General features: G+C 68.3%; 21 protein-coding genes. 7 read left to right on the top strand and 14 right to left on the bottom strand.

Annotated elements, in window-relative coordinates; genetic code table 11:
* The first annotated feature begins 114 nt into the window (after positions 1-114).
* Positions 115-1686: a DEAD/DEAH box helicase gene (locus ACEN98_RS25530; RefSeq protein WP_413339071.1), complete on the top strand. Its 1572-nt coding sequence runs from the start codon at positions 115-117 to the stop codon at positions 1684-1686.
* A 62-nt stretch (positions 1687-1748) separates the two neighbouring features.
* Here the strand turns inward: ACEN98_RS25530 and senA are convergent, their stop codons facing one another.
* Positions 1749-2963: a selenoneine synthase SenA gene (gene senA, locus ACEN98_RS25525; protein ID WP_413387659.1), complete on the bottom strand. Its 1215-nt coding sequence runs from the start codon at positions 2961-2963 to the stop codon at positions 1749-1751.
* Positions 2964-3002: 39 nt separating this feature from the next.
* Here senA and senB point away from each other — a divergent pair, with 39 nt between their 5' ends.
* Both senB and selD read left to right on the top strand, forming a co-directional pair.
* Entirely contained in the window at positions 3003-3974 is a 972-nt protein-coding gene (senB, locus tag ACEN98_RS25520) for a selenoneine biosynthesis selenosugar synthase SenB (RefSeq protein WP_413387658.1), read from the top strand.
* 13 nt (positions 3975-3987) lie between these two features.
* On the top strand, positions 3988-5043 hold the full coding sequence (gene selD, locus ACEN98_RS25515; RefSeq protein ID WP_413387657.1) for a selenide, water dikinase SelD: 1056 nt from the start codon (positions 3988-3990) through the stop codon (positions 5041-5043).
* A gap of 8 nt (positions 5044-5051) precedes the next feature.
* Here selD and ACEN98_RS25510 read toward each other — a convergent pair whose 3' ends face one another.
* Positions 5052-5696 carry a DUF1906 domain-containing protein gene (locus ACEN98_RS25510; protein WP_413387656.1) on the bottom strand — a complete coding sequence of 215 codons (645 nt, stop codon included), beginning with the start codon at positions 5694-5696 and terminating at the stop codon, positions 5052-5054.
* 481 nt (positions 5697-6177) lie between these two features.
* On the opposite strand from ACEN98_RS25510, the gene leuA reads away from it, so the two are divergent.
* A complete protein-coding gene (gene leuA / locus ACEN98_RS25505; protein WP_413387655.1) occupies positions 6178-7866 on the top strand; it encodes a 2-isopropylmalate synthase in 1689 nt (562 codons plus the stop codon).
* Between the two features lie 71 nt (positions 7867-7937).
* Here the strand turns inward: leuA and ACEN98_RS25500 are convergent, their stop codons facing one another.
* The 4 genes from ACEN98_RS25500 to egtD are packed head-to-tail and all read right to left on the bottom strand — an operon-like array spanning position 7938 to position 12256.
* Positions 7938-9128: a glycosyltransferase gene (locus tag ACEN98_RS25500; protein ID WP_413387654.1), complete on the bottom strand. Its 1191-nt coding sequence runs from the start codon at positions 9126-9128 to the stop codon at positions 7938-7940.
* Positions 9128-10057, bottom strand: a complete 930-nt coding sequence (locus ACEN98_RS25495) for a YihY/virulence factor BrkB family protein (protein ID WP_413387653.1) — start codon at positions 10055-10057, stop codon at positions 9128-9130. The genes ACEN98_RS25500 and ACEN98_RS25495 overlap by 1 nt, the downstream gene beginning before the upstream one ends.
* Positions 10054-11277, bottom strand: coding sequence for an ergothioneine biosynthesis protein EgtB (gene egtB / locus ACEN98_RS25490; protein ID WP_413387652.1), 1224 nt, complete (start codon positions 11275-11277; stop codon positions 10054-10056). Before egtB ends, ACEN98_RS25495 begins: the two co-directional genes overlap by 4 nt.
* Before the next feature lie 10 nt (positions 11278-11287).
* Positions 11288-12256 carry an L-histidine N(alpha)-methyltransferase gene (gene egtD / locus ACEN98_RS25485; protein ID WP_413387651.1) on the bottom strand — a complete coding sequence of 323 codons (969 nt, stop codon included), beginning with the start codon at positions 12254-12256 and terminating at the stop codon, positions 11288-11290.
* 351 nt (positions 12257-12607) lie between these two features.
* On the opposite strand from egtD, the gene ACEN98_RS25480 reads away from it, so the two are divergent.
* Positions 12608-13255, top strand: coding sequence for an ABC transporter ATP-binding protein (locus ACEN98_RS25480; RefSeq protein ID WP_413387650.1), 648 nt, complete (start codon positions 12608-12610; stop codon positions 13253-13255).
* Between the two features lie 217 nt (positions 13256-13472).
* Positions 13473-13781, top strand: coding sequence for a hypothetical protein (locus tag ACEN98_RS25475; RefSeq protein ID WP_371762533.1), 309 nt, complete (start codon positions 13473-13475; stop codon positions 13779-13781).
* Positions 13782-13788: 7 nt separating this feature from the next.
* On the opposite strand, the gene ACEN98_RS25470 is transcribed toward ACEN98_RS25475, so the two are convergent.
* From ACEN98_RS25470 to ACEN98_RS25435, 8 genes are all read right to left on the bottom strand, one after another.
* A complete protein-coding gene (locus ACEN98_RS25470; protein ID WP_413387649.1) occupies positions 13789-14253 on the bottom strand; it encodes a hypothetical protein in 465 nt (154 codons plus the stop codon).
* Between the two features lie 59 nt (positions 14254-14312).
* Positions 14313-15458, bottom strand: coding sequence for a two-component system response regulator (locus tag ACEN98_RS25465; RefSeq protein WP_413387648.1), 1146 nt, complete (start codon positions 15456-15458; stop codon positions 14313-14315).
* A complete protein-coding gene (locus tag ACEN98_RS25460; RefSeq protein ID WP_413387647.1) occupies positions 15458-15703 on the bottom strand; it encodes a hypothetical protein in 246 nt (81 codons plus the stop codon). The genes ACEN98_RS25465 and ACEN98_RS25460 overlap by 1 nt, the downstream gene beginning before the upstream one ends.
* Positions 15704-15748: 45 nt before the next feature.
* Positions 15749-18931, bottom strand: a complete 3183-nt coding sequence (locus ACEN98_RS25455) for a response regulator (RefSeq protein WP_413387646.1) — start codon at positions 18929-18931, stop codon at positions 15749-15751.
* 40 nt (positions 18932-18971) lie between these two features.
* Positions 18972-19763, bottom strand: coding sequence for a substrate-binding periplasmic protein (locus tag ACEN98_RS25450; protein ID WP_413387645.1), 792 nt, complete (start codon positions 19761-19763; stop codon positions 18972-18974).
* Between the two features lie 84 nt (positions 19764-19847).
* Complete coding sequence (locus ACEN98_RS25445; protein ID WP_413387643.1) at positions 19848-20792, bottom strand: hypothetical protein; 945 nt, start codon at positions 20790-20792, stop codon at positions 19848-19850.
* A 151-nt stretch (positions 20793-20943) separates the two neighbouring features.
* Positions 20944-22116, bottom strand: coding sequence for a GGDEF domain-containing protein (locus ACEN98_RS25440; protein WP_413387641.1), 1173 nt, complete (start codon positions 22114-22116; stop codon positions 20944-20946).
* Between the two features lie 7 nt (positions 22117-22123).
* Positions 22124-22399, bottom strand: a complete 276-nt coding sequence (locus ACEN98_RS25435) for a hypothetical protein (RefSeq protein WP_413387639.1) — start codon at positions 22397-22399, stop codon at positions 22124-22126.
* Positions 22400-22476: 77 nt separating this feature from the next.
* Between ACEN98_RS25435 and ACEN98_RS25430 the strand changes: the two genes are divergently transcribed.
* On the top strand, positions 22477-23256 hold the full coding sequence (locus ACEN98_RS25430) for a fused MFS/spermidine synthase (RefSeq protein WP_413387638.1): 780 nt from the start codon (positions 22477-22479) through the stop codon (positions 23254-23256).
* Positions 23257-23312: the final 56 nt, after the last annotated feature.

Raw genomic sequence — 23312 nt, 5'->3', positions numbered from 1 at the left:
GCCGAAATTTCTTTCGTTTCAGAGTCATTTCGTATTGTTGGCTCGCGTTGCTATTTCGCGTTCCGCTCCGAATAGCGTGGACGCTCACTGATCCATACCGAAAGTAAATAAACAATGAGTTTTGAAGCACTAGGCTTACACGCGTCCATCGTCAAGGCAGTTACCGAAGCAGGCTACGAAAAGCCGACCCCGGTGCAGGAGCAGGCGGTGCCGGCGGCGATCGCGGGCCGCGATCTGCTGGTCTCGTCCCAAACCGGTTCGGGCAAGACGGCAGCGTTCATGCTGCCCGCCCTGAACAAGTTCGCCAACACCGAACCCGCCGCGGCCGGTCGCACCCCCGCACAGGAAGCGCAATCGACGCGCGCCCGTGGCGAGCGCGTCCGTTTCAAGGCAGCCCAGCCGAAAATGCTGGTCCTGACCCCGACCCGCGAACTGGCCCTGCAGGTGACCACCGCGACGGAACAGTACACGGCGCACATGCGCCGCATCCGCGCCGTCTCGATCCTGGGCGGCATGCCGTATCCGAAGCAGATGCAACTGCTGGCCAAGAATCCGGAAATCCTCGTCGCGACCCCGGGCCGCCTGATCGACCACATGGAGTCGGGCAAGATCGACTTCTCGCAGCTCGAGATCCTCGTGCTCGACGAAGCCGACCGCATGCTGGACATGGGCTTCATCGACGACATCGAGAAGATCGTCGCCGCGACGCCGGAATCGCGCCAGACCATGCTGTTCTCGGCCACGCTGGATGGCGTCGTCGGCAACATGGCGCGCCGCATCACCAGGAACCCGCAGGTGATCCAGATCATGAGCGCGGCTAACCGCCACGAGAACATCACGCAGAAGGTGCACTTCGTCGACGACCTGTCGCACAAGAACCGCCTGCTCGACCACCTGCTGCGCGACGAGACCATGGACCAGGCCGTCGTGTTCACGGCGACCAAGCGTGATGCCGACATGATCGCCGACCGCCTGAACATCGCCGGCTTCGCGGCTGCCGCACTGCATGGCGACATGCACCAGGGCGCCCGCAACCGCACGCTGGACAGCATGCGTCGCGGCCAGGTGCGCGTGCTGGTGGCAACCGACGTCGCCGCGCGCGGCATCGACGTGCCGTCGATCACCCACGTGGTCAACTACGACCTGCCGAAGTTCCCGGAAGACTACGTGCACCGCATCGGCCGCACGGGCCGCGCCGGCCGCAACGGTACGGCAGTCTCGCTCGTGAACCACGCGGAAAGCATGAACGTGCGCCGTATCGAACGCTTCACCAAGCAGACCATTCCGGTCGACGTGGTGGAAGGCTTCGAGCCGAAGCGTTCGGCGGCACCCCGTTCGGGCGCCCGTCCGGGCTGGAAACCGGGCGACGGCCGTAATGCCAACGCCAAGCCGGGCCAGCGCAGCTTCCACAAGCCGGCCGGTGAAGGCTACCGCGGTGACGCACCGCGTCGCGAAGGCGGTTACCGCAGCGAAGGCGCACCGCGCACCGAAGGCGGCGGCTATCAAGGCCAGCGTCGCGAAGGCGGCTTCCGCACCGAAGGCGCCCCGCGCAGCGAAGGCGGCTACCAGGGCCAGCGCCGTGAAGGCGGCTTCCGCAGCGAAGGCGGCCAGCGCCGCGAACGCCCGGCCTTCGGCGCGCATCCGCGCTCGGCCGACTCGGCTCGTCGTACGTTCGGCGACCGCTAAGCGTCAGCAGGCATAACGAAACCCCCGGCATCGCAAGGTGCCGGGGGTTTTGCTTATTTTGTTCATAAGGCGCAGCTGCGGAATCCGGAAAAAATATCGTCCCGCTCCGCCGTGAAGAAATTGCGGAAGTGAGGCGAGCGCAGCCGTGCCGGCGTCGCGAACGACGCGCCGCGCAAGGTCTGGCGCGTGCCGAACCACGGCGCCGAATAATCGCGGTAGCGGTCCGCCTCGAAGCCCGCGAACGGCAGAAAGGCGGACGCCGTCCATTCCCACAGCTGCCCCCACGCAAAGCCCGGCTGGCTCGACCCCACCGCGTATTCCCACTCGTCTTCCGTCGGCAGCCGGCGGCCCGCCCACGCGCACCAGGCCTGCGCTTCGTACAAATTCACGTGGCGCACGGGTTCCGCGAGGTCGAGGGCGACCGGCCGGCCGAAGCGCACCGTGTACCAATCCTCCCCTTCGCGCGCCCAATAGCGCGGCGCCGAGCGCTCCTGCGTCATGAGCCACGCGCGGCCCGCCTCCGTCCAGTACGGCGAACGTTCGTAGCCGCCGTCGTGCACGAAGTCGAGGTAGGCGGCCGTGCTGACGAGTCCCGCGTCGATGGCGAACGGCGCCACCCTGACGAGCGCGGCGTTGCGCTCGTTGTCGAACACGAAGCCCCTCGACTGGTCGCCGCCGCGCATGAACGCCCCGCCGGGGAACGCGATCTCGCCTGCCCGGCCCGCGGCCGTCGACTGCGCGCGTGGCGCCAGCGCACCCGCCGGCGCCGGCGTGCCGCGCGACTGCAGCGTCTGCAGGGAGTACAGGAAGGCTTCGCCGTGCATGTCCTCATGCGCCAGTGCCAGACGGTACGGATACAGCGCGAGGTCGTCGTCGGCCTCGTGCGCGAGGCGGTCGAGGATGCGGTCGAGCACCTCGTGGCAATAGGTTTTCACCGCACCCGGCGGCGGCAGGTCGAGCGTCCAGCGCGCGCTGTGCGGGACGGTGCCGGAATCGAACCAGTCGTCGCCGCGCGCCAGCAGCGAGTGGCCGCTGGCGGCGCCGGGCCGGCTGTCCAGCGCGCCGCGGAGCACGAACCATTCGGCGAACCAGGCCGTATGGCCCAGTTCCCACAACGGCGGATTCACGATGGGCAGGCGCGGCACGCGGGCCGCGTCGTCGTAGCCGGCGGCCGCGAGAGCCTCGAACAGCGCGAGCGTATAATGCCGCGCATCCTGCAATGCGACGGCCAGTTCCCTGGGTCCCGCGTGGCGGAACGATGCTTGATTGACGGTCATGCATCATTGTACGACCAATCCCGACTCCGATTCCTACCGATGCCCCGAGCGCACATCCACATCGTCAGCCCCGCATCCGCCCGCGAAAACAACGGCAACTGGCAGACCGCCAGCCGCTGGCGGCGCCACCTCGCGCGCGACTACCGCGTCACGATCGGTCCCGGCTGGCAGGACGGAGACGCGGTACCCGACCTGTTGATCGCATTGCACGCGCGCCGGTCCGCCGCCGCGCTGGCAGCATTCGACGACGCGCACCCGGACCGGCCCACGCTGCTCGTCCTCACGGGCACCGACCTGTACCGCGACATCCGCGACGAGGCCAGCGCACAGGCCTCGCTCGCCCGCGCGCACGCGCTCGTCGTGCTGCAGCCGCGCGGCCTGGACGAACTGCCGGACGCCGTGCGCGCAAAGACGCACGTGATCTACCAGTCGGCCCCGCGCCTGCGTGCCGCCCGGCCACGGATGCCGCTCGACGTCGCGATGATCGGCCACCTGCGTGTCGAAAAGGATCCGCAGACGTTCATGGATGCGGCCCGCCTCGTCGGCACGCCGGGCGTGCGCCTCGTGCACATCGGCGCCGCGCTCGACCCGGACCTCGGCCGCCGCGCGCAGGAAACGCAGGACGCGACCTCCACTTACCGCTGGCTCGGCGCCCTGCCCCACATGGCGACGCGGCGCCGGCTGCGGCGCTGCCACGCGATGGTCATCGCATCGCGCATGGAGGGCGGCGCGAACGTCATCATCGAAGCGGTGACGAGCGGCGTGCCCGTGCTTGCATCGAACATCTCCGGCAACGTCGGCATGCTGGGCGGCGACTACGCGGGTCTGTTCGCACCCGGCGATGCGCCAGCGCTGGCCCGTTTGATCGAACGCAGCGCGACCGACCCGCGCTTCGCCGCGCGCCTGCGCCGCCAGTGCGCGGCGCGCGCGGCGCTGTTCGCTCCCGCCGCCGAGCGAGCACGCCTGCTCGACTTGGTGGATAATCTTCTCTTCAGATCAACGCAAGTTTAAAAAAGAGCACCGTATGAACACATCCGCCGACCAACCCATCAAACTGACGTCGTTCTCCCACGGCGGCGGCTGCGGCTGCAAGATCGCGCCGGGCGTGCTGTCCGAGATCCTGAAGAAGTCGAGCGGCTTCCCCGTGCCGAAAGAGCTCATGGTCGGCATCGAGACGGCCGACGACGCGGCCGTCTACAAGCTGAACGACGAGCAGGCGCTGATCGCGACGACCGACTTCTTCATGCCGATCGTCGACGATCCGTTCGACTTCGGCCGCATCGCCGCCACCAACGCGATCTCGGACGTGTACGCGATGGGCGGCACGCCGATCATGGCGCTGGCCCTCGTCGGCATGCCGATCAACAAGCTGCCGCTGGAGACGATCGGCAAGATCATCCAGGGCGGCGAATCGATCTGCGCGGAAGCGGGCATCCCCATCGCGGGCGGTCACACGATCGACTCCGTGGAACCCATCTACGGCCTCGTCGTGCTGGGCCTCGTGCACCCGTCGAAGGTGAAGCGCAACGCGGATGCGCGCGCGGGCGACGTGCTCGTCCTCGGCAAGCCGCTGGGCGTGGGCGTGCTGTCGGCCGCGTTGAAGAAGGATCAATTGGATGCGGACGGCTATGCCGCCATGGTCGCGAACACGACGAAGCTGAACAAGCCGGGCAAGGCCCTGTCGGAACTGGCCGGCGTGCACGCGCTGACGGACGTCACCGGCTTTGGCCTGCTGGGCCACCTGCTCGAGCTGGCGCGCGGCGCGCAGCTGACGGCGCAGCTGGACATGGCGAACATCCCGCTGCTGCCGGGCGTCGAGGCGCTGGCCCACGGCGGCTATTTCACGGGTGCGTCGGGCCGCAACTGGGATGCATACGGCCATGACGTCGAACTGGGCGGCGCGATCACGGACACGCAGCGCGTGCTGCTGACGGACCCGCAGACGTCGGGCGGCCTGCTCGTCTCGTGCGCCCCCGACAGCGTCGACGAGGTGCTGGCGCTGTTCCGCCGCGAAGGCTTCGGCGATGCGGCCGTCATCGGGTCGATGGCGGCGGGCGCGCCGAAAGTCGTCGTCGGCTGAACGCTCAGTTAAACCATGAACAAGCCGCCGTCGCGGTCCGGATGCGTCGCGTCCGGATCGATGTCGAGCACGATCCCGTCGGCACCCGGGATGCGCGCCGGAAGCAGCTGGATGATGTCGTAGCGCTTCTGTTCCGCGTACAGGCGCGAGCCCGCGAAGGCGGTCGACTGCGACAGCCAGGACAGGGCCGCCTGGCCCCGCTCGACGAGCGTGCCGCAGCACAGGCCCGAGCCGTACACGCCCACGCGGTACGACGGCTTGCCTTCCGCCGCCACGTACAGCGCCGCGTGCACGCCGGTAAAATAATGACTGACGGCGCCGTCGAGATCGGCCTGCGTCGGATCGTAGTCGACCGCGAAATAGATCGCGGAGCCGAACGGTTGCCCGATCACGTCACGCGCCATCCGGAAGGCCGCCGCGCCGTCCGCCAGGCCCTGCGCGCGGGTAAAGAAGCCGGCGCGGGTGCCGCCCGTTTCCCACACGGCGCCGAGCGCGAGTCCCGCCTGCGTCAGCGCCCGCGCCTCGCCGAGCGACAAATTCTTGGCCGCGTTGTGGCTGTAGTAGCGCAGCGCGAACGCGTAGCCCTGTTCCTTGAGCGCCTGGGCGTGGCGCGTCAGTTCCATCGTCGTGTCGAGACCTTTCAGTACGGGCATGGTGTCCTCCCTGGCGACATGAAGCGCGTACTGTGACACTCGGCGCATCCGGAGAAGTTGATTGTTCGCAAAAAGCGTGGTGACCAAACGACAACACACGAAACGCTTGACACGCCAAACAAAATTCACTTAGAGTGGAGAAATGTTCTCCCCTCTGCCTCTGTCGACTTCCCTATCGCTTGCCCGCGCGCTAACGCCGGCAGCCCTGCTACTACGCGCGTAAATCGCCGCTGTCCCGCCCGGCCAAGGTTGCCGGATTCGTAGCCCAAGGAAAGTTGTACCGATGTTTGCCACTACCACATCCACGCTGTCTGTTATTTCCGCCGGAGCTATCCTGCTGTCTGCCGGCGCACGTGTGGTGTTTCGCTCGCTAAAACTACCGATCGGTTGCCGGGCCTAGCGTCCGTGGCCCGTCCGGCAGCCCCCGCCACAACGATCGAAACGACACCTTCACCAGCATTTGATAATCAGGAGCACCGCCATGTTGACCAACCCTTCCGCCAAATACCGCCCCTTCCCCGCCGTCCCGTTGGCCGACCGTCAGTGGCCGAACCGCATCATCGACAAGCCGCCGGTCTGGATGAGCACGGACTTGCGCGACGGCAACCAAGCATTGATCGAGCCGATGAGCCCGGAAAAGAAACTGCGCTTCTTCGAAAAGCTCGTGCAGATCGGCGTGAAGGAAATCGAGGTGGGCTTCCCGTCCGCATCGCAGACGGACTTCGACTTCGTGCGCATGCTGGTCGAGGAAAAGCGCATCCCGGACGACGTCACCATCATTGTCCTGACGCAGGCCCGTGAAGAACTGATCCGCCGCACCGTCGAGTCGTGCGTCGGCGCGAAGCAGGCCATCGTCCACGTCTACAACTCGGTCGCGCCGGTGTTCCGCCGCGTCGTGTTCGGCATGAACCAGGACGAAATCATGCAGATCGCCGTCAACGGCACGAAGCTGATCAAGGAACTGGTCGCCCAGCATCCGGACACGAAGTGGGGCCTCGAATACTCGCCGGAATCGTTCTCGACGACCGAACTGGATTTCTCCAAGCGCATCGTCGACGCCGTCGTCGACGTATGGCAGCCGAGCGCGGACAACAAGGTGATCGTCAACCTGCCGTCGACCGTGGAAGCGGCGACGCCGAACGTCTACGCCGACCAGATCGAATGGATGTGCCGTAACCTGAAGCAGCGCGAGAACCTCGTGATCAGCGTGCACCCGCACAATGACCGCGGCACCGCCGTCGCCGCCGCCGAGCTGGCCGTGATGGCCGGCGCCGACCGCGTCGAAGGCTGCCTGTTCGGCAACGGCGAGCGCACCGGCAACGTCGACCTGGTCACCCTCGCGCTGAACCTGTATACGCAAGGCGTGCACCCGGGCCTGGACTTCTCGGACATCGATGCCGTCCGCCAGCTGGTCGAGGAATGCAACCAGATCCCCGTGCACCCGCGCCATCCGTACGTCGGCGACCTCGTGTTCACCGCGTTCTCCGGCTCGCACCAGGACGCGATCAAGAAGGGCTTCGCGAAGCAGCAGGCGGACGCCATCTGGGAAGTGCCGTACCTGCCGATCGACCCGGCCGACCTGGGCCGCAGCTACGACGCCGTGATCCGCGTGAACAGCCAGTCCGGCAAGGGCGGCATGGCCTACCTGCTCGAGCAGGAATACGGCCTCGAACTGCCGCGCCGCCTGCAGATCGAATTCTCGCGCGTCGTGCAGAAGCATGCCGACGCCACCGGCCGCGAAGTCGCCGCCGCCGACATCCACGCCCTGTTCGACCGTGAGTACTTCAACCAGGAAAACGCCGCCTACCGCTACGTCTCGCACCGCCTGGTCGAGAACAGCGAGGGCGAGGAGCGCGTGCAGATCGACACGACCGTGCAGCACAACCGCGTGACGGAACCGCACCAGGGCACCGGCAACGGCCCGATCGACGCCTTCGTCAACGCGCTCGGCCTGGACATCCGTTTGATGGACTACCACGAGCACTCGATCGGCTCGGGCGCCGATGCGCGCGCCGCCTGCTACGTCGAGCTGCGCCTCGCGAACGGCCCCACGCTGTTCGGCGCCGCCATCGACAGCAATATCGTGACCGCGTCGTTCAAGGCCGTGCTGTCGGCGGTGAACCGCCAGCTGGCGCTCAACGCGGAACAGGCGCCGCAGCAGGCTGCGTAGGGTGGCCGGCGCTCCGCCCACGCGAACGCCGGCATGATGTTGGCGTCACGCGTGGGCACAGGGCGCCCACCCTATGGCAGCGTCTCCAGCACGTCGGCAATTGCTTCCGCCTGACGGTCCGCATCGAACGCCGCGTGGCGCCGCGCAAATGCTTGCGCCGCCACGCGCAAGCCGCTCCCCTCCAGCATCCGCCCCACGACGGCATCCCAGTCCAGCGGGCGCGCCATCTCGTTCACGTTGATACCGGCACCCAGCCGGCGCACGCGCCGCGCCGTCAGGAAGGACTCGGCCGTGCGCGGCAGCAGCAGCAACGGCACGCCGGCCAGCAGAGACTGCGATACGGTCGATTCGCCTGCATGGCAGACCGCGAAGGCCGACTCGCGCAAGGCCTTGTCCAATGCCACCGGCCCCGCGGCCCACGCGATCAGCGGATGCGCGTACGGCGGCGCGGCGCCCGCCGCCACGTCGGGCAGGTAGCACAGCGTGTGGCAGCCGGCGCGCGCCAGCGCTTCCAGCATCGCCCCATGCTCCGGATGCGGCCCGCGCAGGTAGGCGAACACGCGCGGACCGGCGCCTTCCGGCCAGGCCGGCACGCCCGCGCCGGCGCCGCCGATCGTGGGGCCGAACCAGCGCGCATCCGTCTCCGCGCGGCCCCACGGGTCCAGTTCCGGCCACGTGCACAGCAGCGGCATGTCTCCCCGCAGCAGGTCGGCCGCGCGCGCGTACGGCGCCGCGCCGTGGCGGGCCAGCACGGCGTTGGCGGTCGCCAGCACGCGTGCCTCGGTCGCCGCCATGCGCGCCTGGGGGACCGCTTCCCAGTCGCGCAGCGGCGGCAGCGGTGCCGCAGGCGGAATCTGGAAGCCGGCGCCGACGGCGCTGCTCGCGATCCCGAGGCTGCGCGCGGCCAGCAGTGCGCCCGGTGCGTAATCGCCCACGACGACGTCAGCCTGGAGCGCGCCGAATAGATGGCGCCAGCCGTCGACGATGCCCGCCATCGCGTCCGCGTCGAGCCAGCCGCAGGCGAGCAGGATGTCGGCGAGACTCGCCTCGCCGGGCGGCAGCCCTTCCACGCGGTGCAGCCACAGGGGCGCCTGGTAGACCGGAACCCCTGTCCCGGCTAGCAGGCGGCGCGTGTGCACGAGGTCGCGCAGCACGAAGGACACGGCGTGGCCGCGCGCGACGAGCGGTCGTGCGAGCGCTTTCAGGCGGCCGGCGTGGCCGAGCGCCGCGCCGAGTTCCCAGCAAAAGACGATGTTGGCCATCAGGGCGCCGTCCGCATCGGCTGCGGATCTTCTCCTTGTCCCTTCTGTCCCACGCGCTCGTATTCCGCGATGACCTGCGCGCCGAACAGCAGCAGGCTGGCCGCGATCTCGAGGCTGAACATGACGACGATCGCGGTGCTCATCGAGCCGTACACCAGGTTCACCTTGGACAGCGTCGTGAAGTACCACACGAGGACGTGACGGGCGGCTTCCCACAGCAGCGCGGCCGTCACGCCGCCGATGAGCGCATGCGACAGCGACAGCCGTCCCACCGGCATCACGAGGTAGATCGACGTCAGCACGAGGATCTCGCCCACGAGCCCCAGCAGGTACAGCAGCGCGCCGGATACGCCGTGCAGCGACCACGTGTGGCCGAACAGTTCGACGCTCTCCGAACCGATCACCTGCAGCGTGCCGGCGACGAGCGTCACGATCATCACGCCGAAGCCCAGCGCGAGGATGTAGCAGTACGGGAGCACGGCCGACACGAGGAAGTGACGGCGGCGCACGGCCACGCGGTGCACGAAGATCACGCTCATCGCGTTTTCCAGCACGGTGAACGCGAGGGAGCTGAAGAACAGCATCGTGAAGCCGAGCACCCACGTGATCAGGTCGCGCGTGTCGAGAAAATGCGCGACCTCCGCCACGATCGAGCCGGACTGCCCCGGCACGAGCAGTTCCAGGTAGCGGCGCAAGGTGAGCAGCAGGTTGACCTGGTCGATGAAGTGCGACAGCACGACGACGACCAGCATCAGGAACGGCACGATCGACAGCAGCGCGTAATAGGCGACGGCGCCCGCCAGCAGCAGGCCCTGGTTGGCGCGGAACGCGCGCACGCACTGCAGAGTGAAGTCGAGCGGGTGCGCGACGATCCACGCATTGGCGCGCCGGTTCAGCACGCGCAGGCGCAGGCCGCGCGCCGATTTCATCGCGCGAGCCTGATCCCGGTGAACTGCCAGCGCGCGCCGGCCGGGAAAAAGTTGCGGTAGCTGGCCCGCGCGTGGCCGTGGGGCGTCGCGCACGACGAGCCGCGCAGCACGTACTGGTTGACCATGAACTTGCCGTTGTACTCACCGATCGCGCCCGCGGCCGGGGCGAAGCCGGGGTAAGGCGCGTAGCCGCTCGCGGTCCACTGCCAGCACTCGCCGAACATCTGCGCGAGCCCGCTGCTGCCCGCCGCGCGCGGATGCAGGTCGCCGCAGGTCAGCGCGGTGTCGCGCGCGGCGAATTCCCATTCCGCTTCGGTCGGCAGGCGCGCGCCGCGCCAGCGCGCGTACGCGTCGGCTTCGTACAGCGACACGTGGGTGACGGGCCGCGCCAGGTCCAGCGCCTGCAGGCCGTGCAGGGTGAACTCGCGCCGGCGGTCGCCGTCGCCGCCCCAGTACAGCGGCGCGTCCAGCGTGCCGTTCGCGACGAGGTCCCAGCCGTCGGACAGCCACAGCGCCGGATCGCGGTACCCGCCCGCCTCGACGAATTCGAGGTACTCGCCGTTCGTCACGAGGCGCGACGCGAGCGCGAACGGTTGCAGGTACTGCCGGTGGCGCGGGCTTTCGTTGTCGAAGGCGAAGCCCTCGCCGGCGTGGCCGATCTCGGCGAGGCCGCCCCCGAAATCGATCCAGGCCAGCGGTTCCACCGGGCCCGAAGCGGGCAGCGGAGAATCGATATAGGCCGGGTACAGCGGATTGCGCGACAGCAGGTGCTTGACGTCCGTGAGGATCAGTTCCTGGTGTTGCTGCTCGTGCTGCAGGCCCAGCTCGACCAGGGCGGCCAGTTCGGCGTCGTCCGGCCTGGAAGCCAGCAGGCGCAGCATGCGGGTGTCGACGGCGGCCCGGTAGGCATGCACCTCGGCCAGCGTCGGCCGCGTCAAGAGGCCCCGCTGCGCGCGCGGATGCTTCGCGCCCACGCCGTTGTAGTATGAGTTGAACAGCACGCGGAACGCCGCGTCATGGGGCCGGAAGCCGGGTTCGCGCGGCTCGAGGATGAAGGTCTCGAAGAACCACGTCGTGTGCGCCAGATGCCATTTGATCGGGCTCGCGTCTGGCATCGACTGGGCACAGCAGTCCTCGGCCGTCAGCGGTTCGGCCAGGTGCAGCGTGCGCTGCCGCACGTGTTCGAAGGCGGTGGACAGGCGGTGTTCGGAGGCTCCCATCGCGGCTCCTTCAATGCGATAGTGCGCGCGCGTAGATCACGGCGAACCACTGTTTCGGGTCCGTCCACACGCGCGTGGCCGCGAAGCCCGCCTGGGCCAGCAGGCCGACGGCGTCGCTCTGGCGGTATTTGTAGCTGTTTTCCGTGTGGATCCACTCGCCCGCCGCGAACCGGCGGCCGCCGCCGCGCCACGTCACCTGCTGCACGGTCTGCGCTTCCAGGTGCATCTCGACGCGGCCCTGGGCCGGGTTGTAGAAGCCGCGGTGGCGCCACTGGCGGATGTCGAAGTCGGCACCCAGCAGGCGATTCACGTGGCGCAGCACGTTGAGGTTGAACGCGGCCGTCACGCCCAGCGCATCGTCGTACGCCGCGTCCAGAACGGCGTGCTCCTTGGCAAGGTCGATGCCTATGAGGAGTCCCCCGTCGCGCCCGCACTGCGCGTGCACGCGCTGCAGGAAATCGCGCGCCTCGTCGGGCGTGAAATTGCCGATCGACGAACCGGGATAAAAGAACAGGCGGCGCTCCTCGCGCACGCTGTCGGGCAGCTCGAGGCTGCCGGAGAAATCCATGCCGAGCGGGCGCATCTCGATATGGCGGAAGCGCTGACGCAGGCGCTCGACGGCATCGGCCAGGAATTCCGCCGAAATGTCGACGGGGACGTACTGACGCGGCTGCAGCAGCGGGAACAGGTTCGCCGCCTTCGCGCAATTGCCGGCACCCAGGTCGATCAACGTGGCACCGGTGCCGACCGTACGTGCGATCTCGGGGCCGTGCAGGTCGAAGATGCCGGCTTCCGTCCGCGTGGGGTAGTACTCGGGCAATTCGCAGATCGCCTCGAACAGCTTCGAACCCAGGGGGTCGTACAGGAACTTGGGCGAGATCCAGGCCTGGCGGGCCGTCAGGCTTTCTGCCAGCTCGGCGGGTACGTGCAATCCATCGTTGTTTACTACGGGCACTGCGGGCGATGTCGCGTTCAGCATCGGGTGTCCTCGGTGGTGCGGCCGCACCGTGCGGCCGGCTCGAATGTTGCCGTTCCGGCCATGATACGCGATTCCGCGATTCCGCACGCACGCCCTTACCCTGCAAGAATTCGGGGTCAGAGCACATTTTTCGGCGAATTCGGGGTCAGAGCACAATTTGATATGGCATAAAATTCGGGTTTCGAACGCTGCGGGCCGTCCCGATCAAGCCGTTTCGCGCATGTGTGGACGCGTCGTCGTCCGTAGCACAATTTCTCGAAACCGGGCTCTGACCCCGAATTTTGGCAAGAATGTGCTCTGACCCCGAATTGGGGGGCGTGCTAGAGTAGTGGTTTTGTCAATCGGCGTTCCATGCTCGAACTCGTCAATCTCAGCAAATCCTATGGCGGCCGCGCCGTGCTCGCGGCGCTGTCGCACCGCTTCGAACCCGGCGAGTTCGTCGCGATCATGGGGGAGTCGGGCGTCGGCAAGTCCACCTTGCTGAACCTGATTGCCGGACTCGACGCGCCCGATAGCGGCGAAGTCCGCGTCGATGGGACGCCGATGTCGGCGCTCGACGACGATGCCGCCACCCGGCTGCGCCGTACGCGCATGGGTTTTATCTTCCAGGCCTTCCACGTGCTGCCGCACCTGACGCTGCTGCAGAACGTCGCACTGCCGCTGCTGCTGAACGGCCGCCCCGACCCCGCCCGCGCCACACAGATGCTCGACGCCGTGGGCCTCGGGGGACGCGGCGCCGATTTTCCGCGCCAGCTGTCCGGCGGCGAGCTGCAGCGGGTGGCCATCGCGCGCGCCCTCGTGCACCGCCCCGCCCTGCTGCTGGCGGACGAGCCCACCGGCAACCTCGACCCCGACACGGCCGACGGCATCCTGCACCTGCTGCGCACCGAGATCAAGGCCAGCGGCGCCGGCGCCATCATGGTCACCCACTCCCATGCGGCCGCCGCGCTGGCCGACCGGACCTTCGTGTTGACCCGTGCCGGATTGAAATTAGCGTAAGTTCCCGCAAGAAAGACGAATCTTATGGCGTTTTAGTCATGAACAGTGCGTCATAATTGTCAACTCCGTAGTAGCATTCCAACAAACCCACCAGGCATAAGTCATCAACAAATCGGTCGGGCTGGATTCCGTTCGGGCGGGGGATGAGCCGGACGGACCCTGCAACTCTCCAAAACAGTCGATCTGTCTTGAACACAACCCCAAGGCGGAGGAGTTCATGAGCGTACGGCAGAAAAAACAGGAGTTGCTCGAGGCGATGCATCGCGCCCGGGCCATGGAGCCGTCGAGTTTTGTTCCGAACAAATTGCTCGACACATTGATTCAACGAATGCAGCTGAAGAACGACGCGGAACTGTGCCGCGTCCTGGAGGTACAGCCGCCCATCATCAGCAAGATCCGGCACCGTAAGCTGAACGTCGGCGCCACGATCCTGCTGCGGATGCACGAGAAGTCGAATATCCCGATCCGCGAGCTGAAGGAATTGACGGCGGAAGCGCGCACGGAGCCGCCGCCGACCCATCACTGAACGTGGTTCATTCGCCGGGCGGACGGCCGGTCTTGAGCTGGGGCAGGCTGCCGAGCACGGCGCGTAGCGACGCCGTGTCGAGCTGGCCGAGCAGCGCCACGCCGATGCGCAGCAGCTCGCTCTTCTTGACTTCGAAGCCGGCCTTCAGGCAGGCCTGCTTGACGGTGGCGAGCACGGCGTATTCCTGCTCCGGCATGGTGAAGCTGTCGCGCACGAGGTGCGGACGCGTGGCCGGTGCGGGCGCGGCCTTGGCACGCGTGGATTTCACCGGCGCCGCGACCGCACGCGCGGCTTCGCGCGCCACCTTCGCCGGCGTGGGCGCGGCCTTCGCGCGCACCGGTTTGGCCGGCGCGGCAGCCGGCTTCTTCATGGCCGCCTTCTTCGCCGGCGCGGCCTTCGTCGCGGCCGCCTTCGTCGCCGCGGGCTTCGCGGCCGTCTTTACGGGCGTCTTCGCCGCCGTCGTCCTCGCCATGGGACCTCCATCTTCAAACAAGCCAAACAATATATATCATTTAGCCGTTTTCCGGAAGATCAGGCCTCGGGCTCCGCGTCGCGGAACTCCTCCGCGATCGCCGCGAACTGCCCTTCGATCTCGAAGAACGCATCCAGCACGTCCGGATCGAAATGCGTGCCGCGGCCCTTGCGCATCACCTCCAGCGCCTGCTGGTGCGTGAACGCGGGCTTGTACACGCGGCGCGAGATCAGCGCGTCGTACACGTCGGCCACGGCCATCAGGCGCGCCGACAGCGGGATCTGCTCGCCCGCCAGGCGGTCCGGATAGCCGGAACCATCCCACTTCTCCTGGTGCGAGTGGGCGATCTCGCGCGCGAACATCAGGAAGCCGTTGGTCCCGCCGATGTGCTTCTCGACGAGCATGATGGTGTCGCGCCCGTACACGGCGTGCAGCTTCATGACCTCGAATTCCTCCCGGTCGAGCACACCGGGTTTCAGCAGGATGCGGTCGGGGATGCCGACCTTGCCGATGTCGTGCAGCGGCACGGAGCGGTACAGGAGCTCGATGTTCTCGTCCGTGAGGTCCGCCGCGAAGCGCGGATGGTGCTGCAGGTGCCGCGCGAGCGCGCGCACGTAGTGCTGCGTGCGGCGGATGTGGTGGTCGCCCTTGGTCACGGCCGCGTTGTCGCGCGTCTCGGCCAGCGTGCCCATGGCCATGATGATCGCTTCCTGCATCAGCGCCAGCTGCGCCGTGCGGTCCTGCACGAGCTTTTCCAGGTTTTCGTTGTGCGCCTGCAGCTGGCGGCGCGCATCGAGCAGCGTCAGTTGCGTGGCCACGCGGGCAAACAGGATCGGGGGGCTGATCGGCTTGGCGATGTAGTCGACGGCGCCCAGCGACAGGCCCATCGCCTCGTCCTCGACCTGGTTCTTCGCGGTCAGGAAGATCACGGGGATGTCGGCCGTGACCGGGTTCGCTTTCAGCTGGCGGCACGTCTCGTAGCCGTCCAGGCCGGGCATCATCACGTCGAGCAGGATCAGGTCCAGTCCGGGCGTGGACTGGGCGATCTGCAGCGCCAGGCTGCCGTTGTTGGCGACCTTCGTGTTGTAGCGGTCCTTCAGCAGGCGCGACAACAGCATGATGTTGTCGGGCGTGTCGTCGACGATCAGGATCGTCGGCTTGTCCTTGTTGCTCGTGCTCGTCTTTTCGGTGGTGACAATGTTCATCAGGTTTCCGCGGTATCGGGGCGGGTTGCGGCGGGCAACTGCTGGCGCGCCTCTTCGAATTCGTAACGGGACAGGTGCTGCTCCAGCCGCGCCATGTGCTCGGCGTCGAGCACGCCGGCCAGGCGCGCGCGCACCGTCTCGAAGTAGTCAATGGCATCGCCCGAGTACTCGGCCAGCAGCTGGTCGAGCTGGGCCACGGCGTCGAGCGCGGCGTCGTCCGCATCGGGAGCGACCGAAGGCGGCACGGGCGGCGGCGGGGCGATGGCGGCGCGGGCAAAATAGCGGTCGAGCTATTCCATGGTCGCATCGACGGCCGCTTCCAGCGCGCGCACGCCGGCCGCGAGACGGCCGCGGTCGGGCGCCGCCAGTCCGAGGCCCTCTTCCACCGACTGCGCCAGCGTCTGCAGCTCGCGCGCGCCGATGTTGCCGGCCACGCCGCGCAAAGTGTGCGCCCGCGCGGCCGCCTGGCGCAGGCGGCGCGCCTGGTAGTCCGCGCGGATCTGGGCGCCCGCGTCGCGCTGGGCGGCGCGGAAGCGGTCCAGCAGCTGCACGTACAGCGCGACGTTGCCGGCCACGTGGCGCAGGCCGTACGCGGAGTCGATGCCGGACACGGTCGACAGGCCGGGTAGCGTCGGGCCGTCCGCCACGACGGCACCGCCGGCCGACAGCGGCGGCGGCACGGCCTGGCCGATCCAGCGCGCCAGGGTGGCGTACAGCTTCTCCGGCTCGACGGGCTTGGTGATGTAGTCCTGCATGCCCTCGCGCAGGCAGCGCTCGCGGATCTCGGCCAGCGCATGTGCCGTCATGGCGACGATCGGCAGCTTGTCGAAGCGCGCATCCTTGCGCAGCTCGACGGTGGCCGCGTGGCCGTCCAGCTGCGGCATCTCGAGGTCCATCAGCACCAGGTCGTAGGCCTGCGGGCCGCCTTCGTACAGCATGTCCAGCGCCTCGTTGCCGGTGGCGGCGACGTCCACCGCGATGTTCTGCGCCTGCAGCAGTTCCAGCGCGATCTCCTGGTTGACCTGGTTGTCCTCGACGAGCAGCACGCGCGCCGCGTGGTCGCCCGACGTCTCGAACCTGCTGCGCGCATTCGATACGCGCGGCGGCGCGAACAGGGCGACGAGCGTGTCGACGAGGGCGGACTGGCCGATCGGCTTGCACAAGAAGCCGCGGATGCCCGCCGCTTCCGCTTCTTTCTGCACTTCCTCGCGGCCGAACGCGGTCACGAGCACGGTCGACGGCGGATGGCGCAGCGCCGGATTGCCGGCGATGCGGCGCGCCAGTTCGATGCCGTTCATGCCCGGCATCTGCCAGTCCGTCAGCACGACGCGGTACGGGTCGCCGGCCGCATCGGCCGCGAGCAGCGCGCTTTCCGCTTCGGCGCCGCTGGCGGCGAGATCCACGCGCAGCGGCAGCGTCTGCAGCGCTTCGCTCATGATCTCGCGCGCGACGTCGGAATCGTCGACGAGCAGCAGGCGCGCGCCGTCCAGTTCCGGCGGCGCGACGGCCACGCGTTCCGGCTCGCCGGACAGGGGGAAGTCGAGGTCGAAGTGGAACGTCGAGCCCTTGCCCGGGCTGCTCGCGACGACGATGCGCCCGCCCATCAGGCCGACCAGTTGCTGCGAGATCGACAGGCCCAGGCCGGTGCCGCCGTATTCGCGCGTCGTGCTGCCGTTGGCCTGGCTGAACGCGCGGAACAGTTTCGCCTGCTGCTGTTCGCTCATGCCGATGCCGGTGTCGCGCACGGCGAAGCGCAGCGTCGCGTAACCGTCGCGGAAGCGGTCCGCGGCCGGATCGTCGAGGCGCACGCACGACAGTTCCAGCTCGCCCGCCGGCGTGAATTTCACCGCGTTGTTGACGAGGTTGATGAGGACCTGGCCCAGGCGCAGCGGGTCGCCCACGAGCATGCGCGGGATCGCGTGCGGCACGTGGAACAGGTATTCCAGGTGCTTGTCGGCCGCCTTCTGGCTCGTCACGCTGGCCACGTTCGCGAGCACGTCGTCCAGGCAGAACGGGATGTGCTCGACGTCCAGCTTGCCCGCCTCGATCTTGGAAAAGTCGAGGATGTCGTTGATGATCCCCAGCAGCGACAGCGCGGCGCGGTGGATCTTGCCGACGTAGTCCTGCTGCTTGGGCGAGAGCTCCGTGCGCAGCGTGAGGTAGGCCATGCCGATGATCGCGCTCATCGGCGTGCGGATCTCGTGGCTCATGTTGGCGAGGAATTCGGATTTCGCCACGTTCGCCGCCTCCGCGCGCACGTTGGCCGCGACGAGCGACTGTTCGCGCTCGCGCCGCTCGGAGATGTCGCGGATGAACGAGCAGAATTCGTAGTCGTCGCTCGTGGCCAGCTGGACGCGCGTGATGGCCAGCTCGATCGGAAATTCCACGCCGTCGCGGCGCAGGGCATACGTCTCGATGCGGCTGTCCAGCACCCCGCCCACGCCGCTCCGTTCGTAGCGCGCGAGGCCGTTGCGGTGCGCGGCCCGGTGGCGCTCCGGCACGATGCATTCGGAGAGATCGCGGCCCAGCACCTCCTCGCCCTTCCAGCCGAACATCTTTTCCGCCTGCGCGTTCCAGCCGACGATGCGGCCTTGCCGGTCCATGCGCACGACAGCGTCCAGCGCCGTGTCGACGATGGCCTGCAGCTTGGCCTGGCTGCCCTGCGCCATGCGCATCGAGTCCAGCAGCTCGCGCGTGCGCGCGGCGATCTTCTGTTCGAGGTCTTCGTTCAGGTCGCGCAGCTGCTGTTCGATCACGCTCTTTTCGCGCAGCAGGCCGTTCGTCACCTGCTCGGCGCGCCGCAGCCGGTTCAACGTGTCGCGGAAGCTCCGCACGGCCGAGGACAGGCGGCCGATTTGGTCGCGCCGGCCGATGCCGGACAAGTGGATGTCGGTCTCGCCGCGCGCCAGCTTTTCCAGCGCTTCCTGGATGTCGGCGAACGGCTGCGTCATGCGGCGGCCGATCAGCAGCACGCACAGGGTGATGGCCAGCGTGAGGATCAGGTTGCCCAGCACGGTCTGGATGATCTGGCGGCGCAGGTCCGCGTCGATCTGGCGGCGCGAGATCGCAAGGTCGATCGAGCCGACCAGGTATTCGCGGTTGCCGTCGTGGTACACGACTTTCTGCTGGACCCGTTCGGCGCCCTCCTCGTCCGCGCCGGAGCCGAGCGACGCGAGCACCATGCCGTTCGGCGCCAGCACGCGCAGCATGATCACTTCCGGCGTGCCGCCCAGCGCATCGACGACCGAGGACACGGCCGCGCTGTTGATGTCGAACAGCGGACGCGCCAGCGCGTGCGACACCACGTTGGCCTGGCGTTCGACCCGTTCCCCCAGCCGCGCGCTCGCTTCGCGGTGCAGCGAATGCATCACCCAGGTCGTGTACACCGTCGTCGACAGGGCTACCGCCAGCACGATGCCGGCGCCGAGCCGGAACACGATGTTCTGGCGCCAGCTGTCGACCAGGCCGCGCACCAGGCCTCCCGGGCGGCGCGCGCCAGTGGAGATCAGCGGATTAATGACCGCCTCCCGGATGGCCGGTCAGCTCGCGCTCGCGGCGGCGGTAGGCGGGGCTCGTGCGCACGTCCTCGATCGTCTTCCAGATGCGTTCCGCGAGGTCCGGCCGCTGCGCGACGAAGGCGTGCGACAGCAGCAGGTAGTACGGCTTCTCGACCAGCGGCACGGGCAGCATTTCGATCTGGGTGGCGTACGCCGACCGCATCAGCCGCATCGCGTCGCCGCCGCCGAGGGCCGCCGCCACGAGGCGGCCGGCCAGCATCTTCTGCACCAGTTCGTCGGCCTGCTGGCTGCCCTCGTCCACGGGCACGTTCTGGGCGCGCAGGAAGTCGCCGACGGAGTAGCCGAGCTGGAAGCCGATGCGGCCGTCCACGTTGGCGAAACGCTTGCCGTCCCAGTCGACCTTGCCGCCCTTGCGGCGCACCAGGACGTAGCGGTCGACGTGCATGCGCCGGGCCGGATCGGCCAGGCCATCGCCGCCTTTCACGCCGGGATAGGCGCCCAGCGCCAGGCGCTCGCGGCTGAAGCTGACGGCGAAGGCGCCGTCGACCTGGTTCGCCTTGACCTGCGCGAGACAGCGCTTCCACGGCATGCTCTGGTAATCGAGCGTGAGCCCGAGGCGCCGCGCCACTTCGGCCAGCAGCTCGAAATTCAGGCCGCCGCCGTCGAGGGTGCGCCACGGCAGCACTTCCTGGCGTTCGAAACACAGGGACACGGTGCCCGCCGCGAACGACGGCGCGCCGACGAGCAAACAGCAGGCGATCGATCCGTGGCGAAGGAAGCGCAGCATGGCTTGGGTAGGGCGGCGGCGGCAAGAATGATTAAAAACAGACAACAGTATGCCAGACCTTGCCGTCAAAACCTACCTGGACCGTCAAGCCGCCAGCGCGGCGCGGCCGTGGCGCAACTCGGCCAGCACGCCGGCGCGCAGCCCCGTCTTCGGCACCTCCAGTTCCTCGATCTCCAGCTCTTCCATGAGGCCCAGCAGGATGGCCAGCGCGGCCGTCACGTCGCGCAGGCGCAAGTGACCGAGGCCGGCCAGCGGCGCCCCGCCGCCGCCCTGGCCGAGCGCGCGCGCCGCGAGCGACTCGAGCCGGGCGCGCGTGATGGGACCGGCCAGGTCGTTGTCGGCCAGCAGCCGCGCCAGGGTGTGGATCGTGCCGGACGCGCCGCACGCGCGGTCGCGCCGGCCGGGGCCGAACGCGGGCGTCTCGTCGCCCAGCTTGGCGCGCGTGGAGGCGATCGCGGCCGCGAACGACACCGCGTCGATGCGCCCGCCGCTGAAGAACGTCAGTGCCAGCCGCGACGTGCCCAGGCCCAGCGACGCCACCTTCTGCACGTGGCGCCCGGTGCCCAGCGCAAGCTGCGTCGAGCCGCCGCCGATCCCCAGCACCAGCGTGCGCGTATCGCTTTCGTGCGCCGCGCTTTCGTGCGCCGTGCCGTCGGCCACGCCGAGATACGTCAGGACGGCTTCCTGCTCGCCGGTCAGCACGTGCACCGGATGGCCGAGCAGCTGCTGCGCGGCCGGCAGGAACAGGTGGCTGTTGCGGGCCATGCGCAGGGTCGACGTGGCGACCACGCGCACGGCGGCCAGCGCATGGTCGGACAGGCGCGCGCGGATCGTACGCAGGCAGTCGAAGGCGCTGTCCATCGCCTCGGGGCTCAGGCAGCCCTGCGCGTCCAGCGCGGCGGCCAGCCGCAGCGGCGCATGAAAACTGTCGAGGGGACGCAGCGCGCCGTCCTCGACGGTGCCGACGAGCAGGCGGAAACTGTCCGAGCCAAGGACGAGTGCGGCGTGAATGGGAGGTGTGGTGCTCATGCAGACTCCGAAGTCGAAAACGGCGCCACGATAGCGGGGCTGGATGACGGATCGATGACAGGAGCATCGTTGATCACATCATCATAAGCCATGCGCGCACAAGGCGCCATGGCGGACACGGGTGTTCGTACGCGCCCCGGCGCGGGGGCGTTCATTCTTCTACCGGCGCCAGTACGGCTGCCGCCACTTCGACCCGGTTGCGCCCGGCCTTCTTGGCCACCCGCAATGCCTCGTCGGCACGGGCCAGCAAGGTGACGGTGCTGTCGTCGGGGCGGATCGTCGTGACGCCGAAGCTGGCCGTCAATGAAATCATCGCGCGCTCGGTCTTGACGCGCTCCGCTTCGATCGCGGTGCGCATGCGCTCGGCGACCATCGCCGCATCGTCCAGGTTCGTGCGCGGCAGCAGGATCGCGAATTCCACGCCCACCAGGCGGCCCAGCAGGTCGCTGTCGCGCAACTGGCGCTTGCACGTATTGATCAGGTGCGCGAGCACGACGTCGCCGGCCGGGTGGCCGTAGCCGTCATTGATGCGCTTGAACTGGTCGAGGTCGAACACGACGAGCGCGGTCGGCTGGCCGGGACGGCGCGCCAGCGCCATCCACGGGGCCAGGGCCTGGAAGAAGCCGCGCCGGTTCGGCACGTCGGTGAGCGGGTCGTTGATTTCCAGGCGCGCCAGCTCGGCCTGTTCGCGCTCGCGGCCCAGCAGCAGCCAGCCGAAGCCGCCGACGAGGGCCAGCAGATACAGGGCGCCCGAGTGCAGCTGGCGCAGGATATCGCTCGTCATCCAGCCCCAGCCCTCGGGCGCCAGCAGCACGAGCGCCCCGCGCGCGCCCACGACGACGGCCAGCACGGTCGTCGCCAGCGCCAGGAAGCGTTGCAGCATCGATGCGGCCGCCCAGCCGCGCGCCAGCGCCGCCGCGAGCGACAAATAAAAGCCGCCGAGGACCAGGGACGCGGCCACGGCGCGCAGGCCGATCGGGTCGATTAGCCAGCACAGCAGGAAGGCGGCGACCGCCAGTCCCAGCGCGGGGAGCGTGGCGCGGCGCCAGCGCAGGCGGCCGGCGCGTTCCCACGCGGCACCGGATTCCCAGGCCACGCCGGTGAACACGAGGACGTAGGCAATGGGCAAGGCCAGGCCTTCCGGCACGACGCCCGCCGCGCCGATGGCCAGCAGCAGCCAGCCGGCGCCCTGGTAGAGGCGCGACCAGCCCCACGTCGGCACGGCCGGACGGCCGGCATGGCCGGACTGTTCGAAGAAAAACAGGGTGGCGCACAAGGCCAGGTTGCCGAGTGCCAGTGCCAGGACCATCGTGGTCGCGTCCATCGTCACCTCAGCATTCGTGCACGACCGCGGTCGTGCCGTCGCCGACGCGGCTGGACCAGGCACGCGCCCAGTACTCCCGTTCGGCCTCGGTGGGCTGCTCGTGCCAGAACACGATCAGGGTCCCTTTATGGTCGTGGATCTGGGTCAGCTTTTCGACGAAACCCGGGTTGCCGTCCACGTCCGCCAGCGCCATCGCATATCCATAGACGCGATCCAGGCGCTCGATGCGGTCCGGCTCGGTCTGGCTGTTGGTGGCGGTAATGGTCGGGTGGTCCAGGAACATGAGGTCTCCGCATGGGCTGCAACGGCCAGCTTATCAGAAACCTATCGACCGCAACAAGTTCACCTATACTTGACGGCATGCCTCACAACAGCCCCACCCCGCCGCTCGTACGTACGCGCCGGGGCCGCCGGACGCTCGAATTCGTCCCCGGCGACATCCAGAGCGAGATGCTGCTGGCCCGGCCCGACGCCCTCGTGCTGGCCTATTTGCGCGCCATGATGGGGTTTGTCCTGTTCGCGCCGGCTCCCGCCCGCATCGTGATGGTCGGGCTCGGCGGCGGCTCGCTGGCCAAGTTCTGCCACCGCCATTTTCCCGACGCGCACATCACCGTCATCGAACTCCGCGCCGACGTGATCGCCCTGCGCGACGCCTTCCACGTGCCGCCCGACAGCGCGCGCTTCGCGGTCGTCCAGGCCGACGCGGCCGAGTGGCTGGCCGCGCATCCCGGCTCGGCCGATGTACTTCTGGTCGACGGCTTCGACGCGCGCGGGCTGCCGCCCAGGCTGGCCGACACGCCCTTTTATACGGACTGCCGTCACGCGCTGCGGCCCGGCGGCGTGCTCGTGGCCAACGTCTTCACGTACGATCCGCGCTACCCGGACGTGATGGACGCGCTCGATACCGTGTTCGCCGGCCACACCTGCTGGTTCGACAAGGTCGCGGGCAACAACCGCATCGTGTATGCATTGCACGCCCCTGCGGATGCCGTCCTGCGCCGCCTGACGGCGCTGCGGCGCCGGCGCGGAATCGGCCTGGGATTATTGAATCGGCTAGCCGTTCGAGCCATCCTTGCCTGGATCGCATCGCGATCTGTTTTGGCCCTACCACACCTTCGCGCTACGCGGTCCCGCTTGTGACAATTTGTTTGCGGAAACTAGAGTTTCTGTGACAAACTGATGCTTCTTCATGCCTT

This window comes from Massilia sp. CT11-137 (assembly GCF_047302885.1).
Lineage (GTDB): Bacteria > Pseudomonadota > Gammaproteobacteria > Burkholderiales > Burkholderiaceae_D > Telluria > Telluria orientalis.
Note: the sequence above shows the minus strand (reverse complement) of the source record. Positions and strands in the feature narration are given on the sequence as shown.

Bases quoted from the DNA above. Each gene is read 5' to 3' on its own strand.
- ACEN98_RS25435 (WP_413387639.1), bottom strand. From the start codon at position 22,399: ATGTTCCTGGACCACCCGACCATTACCGCCACCAACAGCCAGACCGAG.
- egtB (WP_413387652.1), bottom strand. From the start codon at position 11,277: ATGGGAGCCTCCGAACACCGCCTGTCCACCGCCTTCGAACACGTGCGG.
- ACEN98_RS25470 (WP_413387649.1), bottom strand. From the start codon at position 14,253: ATGGCGAGGACGACGGCGGCGAAGACGCCCGTAAAGACGGCCGCGAAG.
- ACEN98_RS25445 (WP_413387643.1), bottom strand. From the start codon at position 20,792: ATGAGCACCACACCTCCCATTCACGCCGCACTCGTCCTTGGCTCGGAC.
- leuA (WP_413387655.1), top strand. From the start codon at position 6,178: ATGTTGACCAACCCTTCCGCCAAATACCGCCCCTTCCCCGCCGTCCCG.
- ACEN98_RS25530 (WP_413339071.1), top strand. From the start codon at position 115: ATGAGTTTTGAAGCACTAGGCTTACACGCGTCCATCGTCAAGGCAGTT.
- ACEN98_RS25475 (WP_371762533.1), top strand. From the start codon at position 13,473: ATGAGCGTACGGCAGAAAAAACAGGAGTTGCTCGAGGCGATGCATCGC.
- senA (WP_413387659.1), bottom strand. From the start codon at position 2,963: ATGACCGTCAATCAAGCATCGTTCCGCCACGCGGGACCCAGGGAACTG.
- ACEN98_RS25450 (WP_413387645.1), bottom strand. From the start codon at position 19,763: ATGCTGCGCTTCCTTCGCCACGGATCGATCGCCTGCTGTTTGCTCGTC.
- ACEN98_RS25495 (WP_413387653.1), bottom strand. From the start codon at position 10,057: ATGAAATCGGCGCGCGGCCTGCGCCTGCGCGTGCTGAACCGGCGCGCC.
- ACEN98_RS25500 (WP_413387654.1), bottom strand. From the start codon at position 9,128: ATGGCCAACATCGTCTTTTGCTGGGAACTCGGCGCGGCGCTCGGCCAC.
- ACEN98_RS25510 (WP_413387656.1), bottom strand. From the start codon at position 5,696: ATGCCCGTACTGAAAGGTCTCGACACGACGATGGAACTGACGCGCCAC.
- egtD (WP_413387651.1), bottom strand. From the start codon at position 12,256: ATGCTGAACGCGACATCGCCCGCAGTGCCCGTAGTAAACAACGATGGA.
- ACEN98_RS25480 (WP_413387650.1), top strand. From the start codon at position 12,608: ATGCTCGAACTCGTCAATCTCAGCAAATCCTATGGCGGCCGCGCCGTG.
- senB (WP_413387658.1), top strand. From the start codon at position 3,003: ATGCCCCGAGCGCACATCCACATCGTCAGCCCCGCATCCGCCCGCGAA.
- ACEN98_RS25465 (WP_413387648.1), bottom strand. From the start codon at position 15,458: ATGAACATTGTCACCACCGAAAAGACGAGCACGAGCAACAAGGACAAG.
- ACEN98_RS25440 (WP_413387641.1), bottom strand. From the start codon at position 22,116: ATGGACGCGACCACGATGGTCCTGGCACTGGCACTCGGCAACCTGGCC.
- selD (WP_413387657.1), top strand. From the start codon at position 3,988: ATGAACACATCCGCCGACCAACCCATCAAACTGACGTCGTTCTCCCAC.
- ACEN98_RS25430 (WP_413387638.1), top strand. From the start codon at position 22,477: ATGCCTCACAACAGCCCCACCCCGCCGCTCGTACGTACGCGCCGGGGC.